A 12,760-nucleotide genomic window follows, 5' to 3' on the forward strand; every position below is an offset into this window, starting at 1 on the left:
CAAAACATTTTGGGGCTTACAGGACTCGAACCTGCCCACCCGGTTTAGGAAACCAGTGCTCTATCCTGATGAGCTAAAGCCCCTTATAATAAAGAAGCTATCAAGTTTTACAAAATCGGAGAGTGTGGGACTCGAACCCACATGGGTGTTAGCCCGGCGGTTTTCAAGACCGCTGCTCTACCAATTGAACGAACTCTCCAAACAAATATAAAAAGCATTATAACATATATAAAATTTATTTCAAGTTTTTTTTTACTTAAATTTAAAATTCATCTTTAAAAAAGGCTCTTCTGAAATAAAGTCCATGTGCCGGTGCTGTTACAAATGCCCTTGCTCTGTCTTCGCTTTTCAATATATCTTCTATAAAATTAATAGGCATTTTTTTCTTCTGTCCCTCTACTAAAGTACCTACTATTATTCTAACCATATTATGTAAAAAAGCATTGCCTCTAATTATAAAATATATAGTATCTCCTTTTCTTATAGCCTTAACTCTCTCCAAATACCTAAATTTAGAATCATTCTCATCTTCTGTAGAACAAAATGAAGTAAAATTATGCTCACCTATTAAATACTTAGCATATTCATTAATTAATTTTTCATCTATAATATTTTTTCTATAAAACCATGCATATCTTTCATAAAAAGGAAAAGATGTACTGCTATTATGAACTATATACAAATACTCTCTAAAAGTAGCGGAGGCTCTTGCATTAAAACTATCAGGCATCTCTTCAGCTTTTATTATTCTTAAATCTCTATCTAAATAAGAATTCAAAGCTATATGAACCTTATGTATTGGAACAAGCATTTTAGGAACTCTGAAATTAGCAACCTGGCCCAAAGCATGAACTCCAGCATCCGTTCTTCCGCAGCCGTATATAGTAATCTTTTCTCCATATACTTTCTGAACAGCTTTATATATCTCACCCTGAACCGTTCTTAAATTAGGCTGTATCTGCCAACCATAGAAATCTGTACCGTCATATTGTATTGTTATCTTTATATTATTCATAAATTAAAAAATAAAAGCCCATATAAATAATTATACAGGCTTTTGTATAGTCATAAATTATAGTTATTATAAATCTGCAGGTATTGTAATATTTAATTTTTTTGCTGCATTAGTATTAATTTCCAATACAGGATTTTGTATATATTCTATAGGCATATCTGCAGGCTTAGCTTCGCCTTTTAATATTTTTACTGCCTGATTAGCTGTTAATTTTCCTAACTCATAGTAATCTATACCATAAGTAGCAACTCCGCCGGCATCAAGCATAGCAGCCTCCCCGCATATTACAGGTATATTAGCAGGACCTGTAACACCTATAACATTTGCCATACCAGCTGATACCATATTATCTGTAGGTACATATATAACATCTACTTTACCTATTAAACTTTGAACAACCTGCTGTAAATCATTAGGAGTTGTTACTGTAGCATCTACATAAGATAGACCTAATTCATCGGCTTTTGCTTTAGCTATATCTATTTGAAATTTAGAATTCTGTTCGCTTGAGCTATATAAAAAACCTATATTTTTAGCTGAAGGAACTAATTTTTTTAAAAGCTCCATTTGTTCTTTTACTGGTGTCAAATCTGAAGTACCTGTAACATTTCCGCCTGGAACTTTATTATCAGCAACTAACTTTGAATCTGCAGGGTCTGTAACTGCTGTTATAAGTATAGGTATATCTTTAGTTAAATTAGCTACTGCCTGTGCTGCTGGTGTTGCTATTGCCAATATCAAATCTACTTTATCATTAATAAATTTCTGTGATATTGTAACACAGTTTGCTTGTTCACCTTGAGCATTTTGATAATCTATTGTTATATTCTTACCATCTTCATATCCGGCTTCTTTAAGACCGTCTACAAAACCTTTATTGGCCTGATCCAATGCTGAATGCTCTACAAGCTGAAGTATTCCTATTTTTTTAGCATCTTTACTCAAAGATGAAGTATTTGCATTATCTTTTTTTGAACATGATGCAATGAATAATAATGCAATTGACAAAGCAATAAGTAACTTTTTCATTATTATACTCCTTATAAAATTTCAGATAATTACTATTACCAGTAGTATATAATACTGAACTAATAAAGTCAAATAAAATTTACAAATATATATTTATCATAATTGAATTTTATTGAAAATAATATATTTTATGATATTATCATTTATAATATTTTAATTTGATATGAGGAATAAAAATTGATTAGACATTCCAGACCTACTATAAGAAAGAAAGATTTAGAATCCGCTTTAAAAGTAATGATTAGTGATAATCTTGCAACAGGTGATGTTATACAGGAATTTGAAAGAGCTTTTGCTAATTATTTTGGAAAAGGTTTTACAGCAATATTTGTTAATAGCGGAACTGCAGCATTAGAGCTTATATTAAGACATTTAAAAGTTGGCGAAGGCGATGAAGTTATAATGTCATCTTTTCTTAATGCTTCACCTCTTCAAGTAGTTACAAGTTTAAAAGCTACTCCTGTTTTAATAGATATAGATGAAGACAGTTTTCAAATATCTATGGACAATGTTATAGAGGCTATCAATGAAAAAACTAAAGCAATTATAGTTTCTCATATGTTTGGAAATTGTGCTTTAATAGATGAGCTTGCTGATATTAAAGTACCTGTTATAGAGGATGCATCTCATAGTTTGGGCGGAAAATATAGAGATACTTTGCTTGGAAGTTTTGGAGATTTTGCATACTTTTCTCTTTCTGCAACTAGAATGATTACTTCAGGCGGTGCGGGCGGAATGATACTTACAAAGAAAAAAGGAATGGATGCTATAAGAGATATTATTCATTATGATAAAAAAGAAAATTTTGTAAGAAGATTCAATTATTGTGCAACAGATCTTCAGGCTTCAATAGGAATAGAAGAGCTTAAACATCTTGAAAGAATGGTTGAAGTAAGAGGAGATATAGCTTCATTTTATGATAATGCAATACTTGAAAGTAATTTGATGAAACTATCTACTCATGACAGTGAAAGTCCTTCATATTATAGATATGTATGTATGCTTAACGGCAGCATGAATATATACGATGCTATAAAAATGTTTGAAAGACATAATGTAGAAGCGGCAAGACCTATATTCAAGCCTTTGCATCAGTATCTTAATTTACCTAATGAAAATTATCCTAATACTGAGAATGCATATTTAAAAAGCATATCATTGCCTATATACCCTACTTTGCAAAAAAATGAAGCTGAACTCATTTGCAAACTTATAAAGCAGATAAGATAATAATATACTTTTTTAGTGATTATATGGGAAAATCCTATGGAAATATTTGAATATGATTTTATGCGTAAAGCTTTCTTAGTAGGTATTATGCTTGCTGTGATAATACCTTGCATAGGAGTAGTCGTTGTATTAAAAAGGCTTTCTATGATAGGAGATGCTATTTCACATACTTCGCTTGCAGGTGTTACATTCGGATTAGTTTTTAATATAAATCCAATAGTAGCTTCAATCATATTCTGCATACTCTCTGCATTATCAATAGAGTTCATAAGAAAGAAAATAGCTAAATACGGAGAAATGTCTATATCTATAATAATGTCTTTGTCTATAGGTATTGCTGGGCTTCTTTCAGGGTTCGTAGCTAACAATTCAAACTTTAATAGTTTCTTATTTGGAAGTATTGTTGCTATAAGTGATTTTGAATTGAAATTAGTAATATTAATAAGCTCCATATCAATACTAATTTTCATTTTCTTATATAAAGAAATTTTTTATATAACTTTCAATGAGAGATTAGCAAAACTTTCAGGAGTTCCTGTAAATAGAATTAATTTTATTTTCACAATATTAACTGCTGTTACCGTATCAATATCAGCAAGGGCTGTAGGTGCTTTAATAGTGTCATCAATGATGGTAGTTCCTGTTGCCTGTTCTATGCAAATTGCTAATAGTTATAAAAAAACTATTATTTTTGCTGTGATATTCAATCTATTTTTTACAATATTAGGGATATTTATTTCATATTATCAAGGTCTTAAGCCTGGGGCTACTATAGTTTTAATAAGCATAATTACTTTTATTATTATAATATTATTAAAATCTGTATTATCATCAAGGCATAATGTAGCATAAAATTCTATTACATCTGCCCACCCTCTAAATTTAGAGTTTCATTTAATAATATAATGTTATATTCCTTTTTTGATTTTTCTGTAACTATAACACCCACCCTAAATTTATTTAAATTTTTAATCATCTCAACGCACACAAAATGAAATTTAAAATATAGATTGATTAAAAATAGAATTTAAATTATACCTAAACAACTATATTTTGTTAAAAATAAATTTATATTTTTTTGATATTTGGGGCTTTGCCCCAAACCCCACTTCTTTTGTTGCCACAAAGAAGCAAAAAGGCCACATTTTGACTTTAATTTAGTAACTTATATTACCTGTAAAACACAATTAGTATTATTTAATACTAATTTTATACTTGCACTTTCGCGAAGCGTATCTGAGTTTATCTATGATATTAGGTTCTTTAATGAAGTACACCTGCAACTGAATGGAGTACCTTTATGTAGGTGTGCGGCGGGAAAAGAACAACAAAAAATTAATAAACTTAAAAATTTTCAGTATGTATAAAAAAGGCGTACACCGTGCGTTGAATAAAATTCTAAATTTAATCAACACTTGGGCGGGTGCTAAAAATTCTAATTAGGCAATAAATATGATGAAAATTAAAATACAAAATAAAGCAGTAAAGAATAAAGGGCGGGTATGTAAATAAATCAATTAACAAGAACAAACACTATCGCTATTAGGATGCTTATGCTTATGTGAAAGCTCATCGTATATTTGTTTCTTTTCAAGCTCTACTAGAGAACCTTCTTCAAAACAAAATACCCTATTTGATATATTAGACATCTTCTCTACATCATGCGTAACCATTATGATAGTTACTTTTTTTTCTTTATTTAAATCCTGTAAAATTTTGTATATTAAATCAATAGTTTCTCTGTCCACACCATTTGTAGGCTCATCAAGTACAAGTAAATCAGGTTCAGATATCAATGTTCTTGCTAAAAAAACTCTTTGAATCTGTCCGCCTGAAAGTTTGGATATCATTCTATTTTTATACTTTTCCATACCCAAAAGCTTTAATGCATTTATAACTTTTATACGATGAGTTTTATTCGGAAATTTAAATAAACCTATGTCAGCAAAATTATTGGACATAACTATTTCATAAACAGTAGCAGGAAAATTCATAATTTTTGAATAAGCATTCTGCTCCAAATATCCTATTCTTTTCCAGTCTTTGAATTTGTTAATATCCTCTTCATATAATTTTATGCTTCCTCTAAATTGGCTAATCTCTCCTAAAATAAGTTTTAATATAGTACTCTTTCCCGCTCCATTAGAACCTATTATAGATACGAAATCACCTTTATTCACATCAAAACTTATACATTTAAGTATATCTTCAGAAGTATAACCAAAATGTACATTTTTAAACTCTATAATCTTACTCATAATATTATTTTAATTAAGACCATTAGTCAAAGAAACAAGATTACTTTCCATTACAGAAAAATAATCTTCTCCTGCATTAATATATTCCTCGCTTAAAGATTCTATAGGATTTAATGTAAGTATTTTTGCTCCTGTTTCTTTTGCTATAGAATCTACAAGTTTAGAACTTGAAAAATCTTCATAAAATATAGCCTTTACATTATTATTCTTAATAAAAGCTATAGTATCAGACATAGCCTTTGGATCTGCCTCATCTCTTGCAATAGCAACTTGATTTAATGAATAAGCTTCACAAAAATGTCCGAAAGCAGGATGAGTGACTACTACATTAGTATTTTTTATTTTTGATAAAACATCTTTAAAATGATTATCTAATTCATCTAATCTGTCAGCATAGTAATTATAATTAGAATTGTAATAATCGGCATTAACAGCATCTATCTCTGCCAATGCATTTTTTATATTCTCCATCTGTTTCTTAGCTTTTATAGGCGAAAGCCAAAAATGCGGATCTACACCTTTATCATCTATATTGGAAGAAGTTTCTACATATTTCAATTCTTTTATACTATCTTTAACCGTATCAACCCAATGCTCCATTCCGCCTCCATTGTAAATAAATAAATTAGCCTTTGTTAAATTAGCCATATCTTTTGAAGTTATTTCAAAATCATGAGGCTCTGATCCTGCAGAAGTCATATTATATACATCTGCCTTATCCCCGCATATCTTTTTAGCAAAATCATACATCGGATAAATACTAGCATAAACTTTTAGCTTATTTGAAGAATCTTTATTATCTTTTGATACATTGCTGCATCCAACTAACAATGACAATATAAAAAGAATTGTTAAAAATTTTTTCATTAGTTTTCATACCTTTATATTTAAATTTCATATTATATTTTCTTAATTATATATGAGAATCATCAAATTGCAATATGTTTTATCATACTAACATTATAAAATATTATATAAAATTACATTATCAAATATAAGAAGTTTTTACCGAAAATATTTATAATATTATATATTAAATTTAGGATAATTATGAAATATATTGTACATGTTTTAATAGCAGCATTATTTATATTTTCATGCTCAACAGCAAAAGTTACTCATATAGAAGAACCAAAAAACGACTCTCTTTTTGGAAGAAGATTTAAATTGGTAAGTTTATATCCTGATATGGGTATTACGATAGAGTTCACACCAGATACAATACATGGTTTTTCTGCTGTTAATAATTATTCATCTTCATATACTGTTGATGGAGATATATTTAACATATTATCTATTTCAATGACAAAAAAATCAGGTACAAGTGATAAAATTGCCGCTGAAATAGAATATCTTAATATGCTGCAAAATGCTACTTCCTATAAAATTAATGGAAATCAGTTAATAATATATACTTTATTATCCAATGAGAATTTAGTCTTTGAAGAATTTTAAGTAATATGTTACAATGCATATAGGATATTTTAATGATAAGAAAATTTATTTTAATACTAAGTTTTACTATAATAATGTTTATAAGCTCCTGTGCTACAACTTCGCAATCAATAAATGTATCTACAAGTACCTTAAATGGAAAAACTTTTCAGCTTACAAATATGTTTGAAGGAAGAGGAATTACAATATCATTCTATAATGATGAATTTTACGGATATAGTGGATTTAATACATATTTAGGAAAATATGAAATGCGTAGAGGTAATATGATAATATTTACCGATATGGTTGTTACTAAAATGGGCGGTGCATCAGAAGCGGTAGAAGAAGAAAAAAAATATATAGAACTATTAAGTAAAACCTCTTCAATAGAACTTACAAGTAATAATCTTACAATTACTACTTTGGATAATGAAATACTTATATTCAAAAGAATAAAATAATAATGAAAAATAAAAAACTTATATATGTAATATTAGGTGTTATTATATTCATTAGTTTATGGTATTTTACAGCTTTAAAAGTAAATTCTGAAATAGTATTTCCAAATATACCAAATATATTAAAAAAATTTGCAGAAATAATATCTGAACAATCATTTTATAAAGATTTATCATCAAGTTTAATTAGAGTATTAATAACATTTACTTTATCTTTTTTATTGGCATTTATAGTAGGCATATCAGCAGGAATATTTCAGCCTATCAGATATATATTAATACCAATTATAAATTTTATAAGAACAATACCTACTATACCATTAATATTAGTTGCTATAATATGGTTCGATAATAATACTGTTCCAATATTCGTTTCTATGCTTGTTATTTTCCCAATAATGTATGATTCTATAACAAACGGCATAATAAATGTAGATCAAAAATTAATAGAAATGTCAATATCATATAATGTATCTTTAAAAACTCAGATAATCAATCTTTATATACCGTATATAAAACCATATATATTTACTGGAATATCTCAATCTATGGGGATAACTTGGAAAAGCATATTAGCAGCTGAAATATTAGCTTTGCCTTCTTTTGGAATAGGTACTAAACTTTATGAATCTCATCTATATTTAGATAGTGTAAGTTTGTTTGCATACTGCCTTATTGCAATAATATTTAATGGTATATTTGAAATCATTATAAGGATTAATCATGACAGATAAAATAAATGATTATATATTCAGACTTGAAAATATAAATCTTTCTTATAATGATTTAATAATATTCAAAAATTTTAATATAGATTTTCATTTGGATAAAATAAATATAATACTAGGTGCTTCAGGTTCAGGAAAAACTTCTCTATTAAATATAATATCATCAAAAATAAATAAAGATGATAAAGCATTCGTATATCAAGAGCCTAGACTTTTAGATTTTTTAACTTCATACAAAAATATAGAATATGTATTAAAAGACAAAATAAAAAATAAAAATGAAATGGATAAAAAAATAAAGAATGCATTAGAAATTACAGGACTAATAAATAATATAAACTCAAAACCTAATGAATTAAGCGGAGGAATGAAGCAAAGATTATCTTTAGCTAGGGCTTTGGCTTATGATTCAAACTTTATATTTATGGATGAGCCTTTACAGGGACAGGATATAAAAAGAAAAAAAGAACTTATTGATATAATAAAAAATATAAAATCAAAAACAAATAAAACTATTTTTTATGTTACCCATGATGTATATGAAGCAGTTATGCTTGGGGACTATGTATATATATTATCAAATAAAAATAACTTCACTCAATTAATATTTCAAACATATATTGACAATAATACACTAGAAAATCACCAAGCAAAACTTACTGATATATTAATAAATAATTAATTATGATACAGATGTAGTTTTAAGAAGATAAACAACATAAGCAATATATATAATCAAAAAGAAGCAGCCTTTTACTTTGCCTAAACTCTTTCCTTTTACAGTAAAAGCTAATAATAATAATCCTACAAATACCATAATAGAAAAGTCCATTAAATAATCTTGTGCTTCGCTTAAAACAATACCGCCGAATTTAAATGAAGCCATAGATGATATACCTAAAACGCCTCCAACATTGAATATATTACTTCCTACTATGTTTCCTATAGATATATCAGCCTCTTTTTTAATGGCAGCTATTACACTTGTAACAAGTTCAGGTATGCTTGTACCTACAGCAACAACTATGAAACCTATTATATGTTCGCTTAAGAAATTTCTGAATATTCCTGTAACACCTTTAATAAATATATCAGAACCGAATGCCAATGCCAATACAGCAACTATTATTTTAAATATTGCCCTTGCTATAGAATTAGTTTTAGTAGATGATGAAACTTCCTTCTCAAATACAGCTAATTCATCTTTATCTTTGGATATTACACTATATAAATAATAAACATATATACATAATAAAACTATAAGTATTACACCTTCAATTATAGATATTTTATCTCCGCTTAATCTCTTTGTATTAAAATTAAGAAGCATAATACCTAAAGCTGCATACATTATAAACATAGATATCATAGAAACATAGTATGACTTTTTGCCGGCAGACATAGTCATAAATAAAGCAGATACCCCAAGAACAAATACAACATTAAATATATTACTTCCTATAACATTACCTACCGCAATGGCACTCTCCCCTCTCAAAGCTCCGAATAAACTTACAAAAAGCTCCGGCATAGAAGTACCCATAGCAACAACAGTAAGCCCTATAACTATAGATGGTATTTTAAGCCTATTAGCTACCATAACGCTTCCATCTACAATATATGTTCCGCCCAAATATAATAGCAATATTCCTGCTACCGTAAAAACTACATTTAACAACATATTTTCCATTAAATTATATTCCTTTTATTTTATTTAATTATTCTGTTTTATTATCTGTATTATCTGTATTATCTGTATTATCTATGTTATCTATGTTACCTGTATTTTCTATTTTTTCCGTATTCTCTGTCTTTTCTGATGAAGATTGTTCAGAACTATTATCTTCTTCTTTGGACTTATCTTTTTTACTTAATGCTGATGCTATAAACACTATTATAAATATTAATAATATAACAAGCACTAATGCAGTGGAAAGCCATAAAGGAGAAAGAACCCATACCCAACTCCAGCCAACAGCATTAAACAATTTCAATATAACAAATATTATTCCCAAAAATGCAAAAAATATAACGGCTATATTCAATACTGAAAATTTATTAGCAACTGCCACTTCAGATGTTTGCGACTTTTCTTCTTCAGTATTATCTGATGAACTGCTTGAAGCATTATCAGAAACTTTCTTATTTTTGAAAAACATAGAATCAAAAGCCAATGCAAATATTACAAGTATCACTTCTATTAATAACATAACTAGAACAAAATACCAGCTTAAATCAATCAATACTTTTGATACTTTTAATAAAGATACTATAATTATAAATACCGGCAATAATCTTGAAGAAAAATTTAGTAAATTCTTGATAAGATATAAAGTTGCCATAGTAAAAACATTTTTCACTTTTCCCATAATATAAATCCTATAAAAAATATATATCTAATAATATATATTATTTTCATTAAATTTTAAATAAGTATTTATAATATTTTTACATTATATAAAGATGGTATGGGACAAGAAATAATCCCATACCATAATTATGAATTTATTTAGGGTTACTCGGATTTCACTTGTATAACTAATATCTTGAATGCTTCTATAGCCTTCAATGAATGAGGAGCATTAGCAGGAATTAAAATAGATTCTCCAGATGATGTTTCAAATGAAGTTCCATCAATTATTATTTCTGCCTTTCCATCAATCACAGTAACTAAAACATCTCCTGTGCTTGTATGTGTAGGAATTTCTTTACTTTTATCAACTGATATTATATTCATAGCTAAACTTTTTCTATCAACTAATGAAAGCATAGATATATCTTTAATTGCTACTAAATCTTTTAAAGCAACTACTTTTTTATAATCTATATTATTAATATAATTCTCCATATATAAACCTTGATTATTTTGCTACTATTATCTAACTTATATATATAAAAATCCGTTGCTGCAGCAACAAAAAATATTTTTTTATAAAAATATTCGATATTAAGCAACAATAAATAATCATGCTTTTAATTTTTTAGCAGCCTCTACAAATCCTACAAATAAAGGATGAGGATTAGTGATTCTTGATTTTAATTCAGGGTGGAATTGTACTCCTATCATAAAAGGATGATCTTTCAATTCTACAATCTCAACCAAATCAGCATTTTTCATGCGTCCTGTTACAAAAAATCCAGCTTTTTCCATTACATCTATATATTCATTGTTAAATTCATATCTATGTCTATGCCTTTCGCTAATTTCAGTTTTATCATATAGTTTATTAGCTAAACTTCCTTCTTTTATATCGCAGGCAAAAGCACCAAGCCTCATAGTACCGCCTTTTAATATGCTTTTTTTCTGCTCTTCCATAAGTGTAATTATAGGATTCTTAGCATTTTCTTTAACTTCTATAGTATTGGCATCTTCCAATTTAAGTACATTTCTAGCAAATTCTACGCTCATAAGCTGCATACCCAAACATATTCCCAAATAAGGTATTTTGTTTTCTCTAGCATATTTTATAGCCTGTATTTTTCCTTCTACTCCTCTCTCTCCGAATCCACCAGGTATTATAAGTCCCTGAATATCTTTGAAATATTCTGATATATTATCCTTATTTTCTAATTCTTCAGCTGAAATCCATTCTATATCAACATTAATATCATTATATATACCGCCATGATTTAATGCCTCGATTAAAGATATATAAGCATCTTTCATAGAAATATACTTTCCAACTATAGCTATTCTCACTCTTTCATTTGTTATAGAAATATTTTTCTGCCTAATTATTAACTCTGTCCAATCTGTTAAATCTATTTTAGCAGTCTGTAACTTAAAATGTTTGCATACAACATCTGAAAGTCCCTGTGATTCAAGCATTATAGGTACATTATAAATATTAGGCTCATCAAAGTTTTCAAATACATTTTCTTTAGGAAGATTGCAGAATAATGCTATTTTTGATTTATGAGAGTCCTGCAAATGCTTACTAGTTCTGCATACCAAAATATCCGGTATAATACCGCTTTGCATAAGTTCTTTTACGCTATGCTGAGTAGGTTTTGTCTTTATTTCTTCAGATGAACTTATAAAAGGAATCAATGTTACATGTATATATAGAACATTATCCTGACCTAATTCTGTTTTTATCTGTCTTATAGCTTCAATATAAGGCAAAGATTCTATATCACCTATAGTTCCGCCTATCTCTGTTATAACTATATCAGTTCTTTTTGTATCATTCTCTCTGTATATTCTTCTTTTTATTTCATTGGTAATATGAGGTATAACCTGAACAGTTTCACCTAAATATTTACCTTCACGCTCCATATTTATAACATGCTGATAAATTTTTCCTGTCGTAACATTACTAAATTTATTTAAATTTTCATCTATAAATCTTTCATAATGCCCAATATCCAAATCCGTTTCTGCACCGTCATCAGTAACAAAAACCTCACCATGCTGAAATGGACTCATAGTACCGGGGTCAAGATTGATATAAGGATCAAATTTCTGTATAGTTACGCTTAATCCTCTAGCCTTTAAAAGTCTTCCTAATGAAGATGCTGTTATCCCTTTTCCTAAACCAGATACAACTCCGCCTGTTACAAATATGTATTTAGTATTCATATAATCCTCAATTAATTTTTTTA

The 12,760-nt window shown here is 28.1% G+C and carries 14 protein-coding genes and 2 tRNA genes; 6 read left to right on the forward strand and 10 right to left on the reverse strand.

From position 1 onward, the window contains the following. Positions 1 to 10 precede the first annotated feature (10 nt). The 4 genes from Q0K19_RS07125 to Q0K19_RS07140 form a co-directional block, all read right to left on the reverse strand. Positions 11 to 83: transfer RNA gene (locus tag Q0K19_RS07125), tRNA-Arg, on the reverse strand. Between the two features lie 33 nt (positions 84 to 116). Then, positions 117 to 199, reverse strand: a tRNA-Ser gene (locus Q0K19_RS07130). A gap of 63 nt (positions 200 to 262) precedes the next feature. Beyond that, positions 263 to 1,015 (reverse strand): tRNA pseudouridine(38-40) synthase TruA, encoded by a 753-nt coding sequence (gene truA, locus Q0K19_RS07135; RefSeq protein ID WP_297246721.1) that lies wholly within the window; start codon positions 1,013 to 1,015, stop codon positions 263 to 265. Between the two features lie 66 nt (positions 1,016 to 1,081). Further along, positions 1,082 to 2,044 (reverse strand): ABC transporter substrate-binding protein, encoded by a 963-nt coding sequence (locus Q0K19_RS07140; protein WP_297246723.1) that lies wholly within the window; start codon positions 2,042 to 2,044, stop codon positions 1,082 to 1,084. A gap of 177 nt (positions 2,045 to 2,221) precedes the next feature. Between Q0K19_RS07140 and Q0K19_RS07145 the strand changes: the two genes are divergently transcribed. Further along, complete coding sequence (locus Q0K19_RS07145; protein WP_297246725.1) at positions 2,222 to 3,274, forward strand: DegT/DnrJ/EryC1/StrS family aminotransferase; 1,053 nt, start codon at positions 2,222 to 2,224, stop codon at positions 3,272 to 3,274. A gap of 36 nt (positions 3,275 to 3,310) precedes the next feature. Further along, complete coding sequence (locus Q0K19_RS07150; protein WP_297246727.1) at positions 3,311 to 4,126, forward strand: metal ABC transporter permease; 816 nt, start codon at positions 3,311 to 3,313, stop codon at positions 4,124 to 4,126. A 665-nt stretch (positions 4,127 to 4,791) separates the two neighbouring features. On the opposite strand, the gene Q0K19_RS07155 is transcribed toward Q0K19_RS07150, so the two are convergent. Further along, the gene (locus Q0K19_RS07155; RefSeq protein WP_297246729.1) at positions 4,792 to 5,532 is read right to left on the reverse strand and encodes a metal ABC transporter ATP-binding protein; all 741 of its coding nucleotides are present in this window, start codon (positions 5,530 to 5,532) and stop codon (positions 4,792 to 4,794) included. Between the two features lie 9 nt (positions 5,533 to 5,541). Further along, entirely contained in the window at positions 5,542 to 6,399 is an 858-nt protein-coding gene (locus Q0K19_RS07160) for a zinc ABC transporter substrate-binding protein (protein WP_297246731.1), read from the reverse strand. Positions 6,400 to 6,582: 183 nt separating this feature from the next. Between Q0K19_RS07160 and Q0K19_RS07165 the strand changes: the two genes are divergently transcribed. The 4 genes from Q0K19_RS07165 to Q0K19_RS07180 are packed head-to-tail and all read left to right on the forward strand — an operon-like array spanning position 6,583 to position 8,837. Next, on the forward strand, positions 6,583 to 6,987 hold the full coding sequence (locus tag Q0K19_RS07165) for an META domain-containing protein (RefSeq protein ID WP_297246733.1): 405 nt from the start codon (positions 6,583 to 6,585) through the stop codon (positions 6,985 to 6,987). Positions 6,988 to 7,019: 32 nt separating this feature from the next. Then, positions 7,020 to 7,430 carry an META domain-containing protein gene (locus Q0K19_RS07170; RefSeq protein ID WP_297246735.1) on the forward strand — a complete coding sequence of 137 codons (411 nt, stop codon included), beginning with the start codon at positions 7,020 to 7,022 and terminating at the stop codon, positions 7,428 to 7,430. Positions 7,431 to 7,432: 2 nt separating this feature from the next. Continuing rightward, on the forward strand, positions 7,433 to 8,161 hold the full coding sequence (locus tag Q0K19_RS07175; RefSeq protein ID WP_297246737.1) for an ABC transporter permease: 729 nt from the start codon (positions 7,433 to 7,435) through the stop codon (positions 8,159 to 8,161). Next, a complete protein-coding gene (locus tag Q0K19_RS07180) occupies positions 8,151 to 8,837 on the forward strand; it encodes an ATP-binding cassette domain-containing protein (protein WP_297246739.1) in 687 nt (228 codons plus the stop codon). Before Q0K19_RS07175 ends, Q0K19_RS07180 begins: the two co-directional genes overlap by 11 nt. Here Q0K19_RS07180 and Q0K19_RS07185 read toward each other — a convergent pair whose 3' ends face one another. The 4 genes from Q0K19_RS07185 to Q0K19_RS07200 all read right to left on the reverse strand — a co-directional run bounded on the left by Q0K19_RS07185 (position 8,838) and on the right by Q0K19_RS07200 (position 12,737). Then, positions 8,838 to 9,845: a calcium/sodium antiporter gene (locus Q0K19_RS07185; RefSeq protein ID WP_297246741.1), complete on the reverse strand. Its 1,008-nt coding sequence runs from the start codon at positions 9,843 to 9,845 to the stop codon at positions 8,838 to 8,840. It abuts the gene before it with no gap. Between the two features lie 28 nt (positions 9,846 to 9,873). Then, positions 9,874 to 10,524 carry a hypothetical protein gene (locus Q0K19_RS07190; RefSeq protein ID WP_297246743.1) on the reverse strand — a complete coding sequence of 217 codons (651 nt, stop codon included), beginning with the start codon at positions 10,522 to 10,524 and terminating at the stop codon, positions 9,874 to 9,876. A 146-nt stretch (positions 10,525 to 10,670) separates the two neighbouring features. Continuing rightward, positions 10,671 to 11,003 (reverse strand): cupin domain-containing protein, encoded by a 333-nt coding sequence (locus Q0K19_RS07195; RefSeq protein WP_297246744.1) that lies wholly within the window; start codon positions 11,001 to 11,003, stop codon positions 10,671 to 10,673. Positions 11,004 to 11,120: 117 nt separating this feature from the next. After that, a complete protein-coding gene (locus Q0K19_RS07200) occupies positions 11,121 to 12,737 on the reverse strand; it encodes a CTP synthase (RefSeq protein ID WP_297246746.1) in 1,617 nt (538 codons plus the stop codon). Between the last annotated feature and the right edge of the window lie 23 nt (positions 12,738 to 12,760).

The organism is uncultured Brachyspira sp., assembly GCF_944393015.1.
Taxonomy (GTDB): domain Bacteria; phylum Spirochaetota; class Brachyspiria; order Brachyspirales; family Brachyspiraceae; genus Brachyspira.

Excerpts from the sequence above, each read along its gene's own strand:
- truA (WP_297246721.1), bottom strand. The coding sequence starts at position 1,015 with ATGAATAATATAAAGATAACAATACAATATGACGGTACAGATTTCTAT.
- Q0K19_RS07140 (WP_297246723.1), bottom strand. The coding sequence starts at position 2,044 with ATGAAAAAGTTACTTATTGCTTTGTCAATTGCATTATTATTCATTGCA.
- Q0K19_RS07150 (WP_297246727.1), top strand. The coding sequence starts at position 3,311 with ATGGAAATATTTGAATATGATTTTATGCGTAAAGCTTTCTTAGTAGGT.
- Q0K19_RS07155 (WP_297246729.1), bottom strand. The coding sequence starts at position 5,532 with ATGAGTAAGATTATAGAGTTTAAAAATGTACATTTTGGTTATACTTCT.
- Q0K19_RS07160 (WP_297246731.1), bottom strand. The coding sequence starts at position 6,399 with ATGAAAAAATTTTTAACAATTCTTTTTATATTGTCATTGTTAGTTGGA.
- Q0K19_RS07165 (WP_297246733.1), top strand. The coding sequence starts at position 6,583 with ATGAAATATATTGTACATGTTTTAATAGCAGCATTATTTATATTTTCA.
- Q0K19_RS07170 (WP_297246735.1), top strand. The coding sequence starts at position 7,020 with ATGATAAGAAAATTTATTTTAATACTAAGTTTTACTATAATAATGTTT.
- Q0K19_RS07175 (WP_297246737.1), top strand. The coding sequence starts at position 7,433 with ATGAAAAATAAAAAACTTATATATGTAATATTAGGTGTTATTATATTC.
- Q0K19_RS07180 (WP_297246739.1), top strand. The coding sequence starts at position 8,151 with ATGACAGATAAAATAAATGATTATATATTCAGACTTGAAAATATAAAT.
- Q0K19_RS07185 (WP_297246741.1), bottom strand. The coding sequence starts at position 9,845 with ATGGAAAATATGTTGTTAAATGTAGTTTTTACGGTAGCAGGAATATTG.
- Q0K19_RS07190 (WP_297246743.1), bottom strand. The coding sequence starts at position 10,524 with ATGGGAAAAGTGAAAAATGTTTTTACTATGGCAACTTTATATCTTATC.
- Q0K19_RS07195 (WP_297246744.1), bottom strand. The coding sequence starts at position 11,003 with ATGGAGAATTATATTAATAATATAGATTATAAAAAAGTAGTTGCTTTA.
- Q0K19_RS07200 (WP_297246746.1), bottom strand. The coding sequence starts at position 12,737 with ATGAATACTAAATACATATTTGTAACAGGCGGAGTTGTATCTGGTTTA.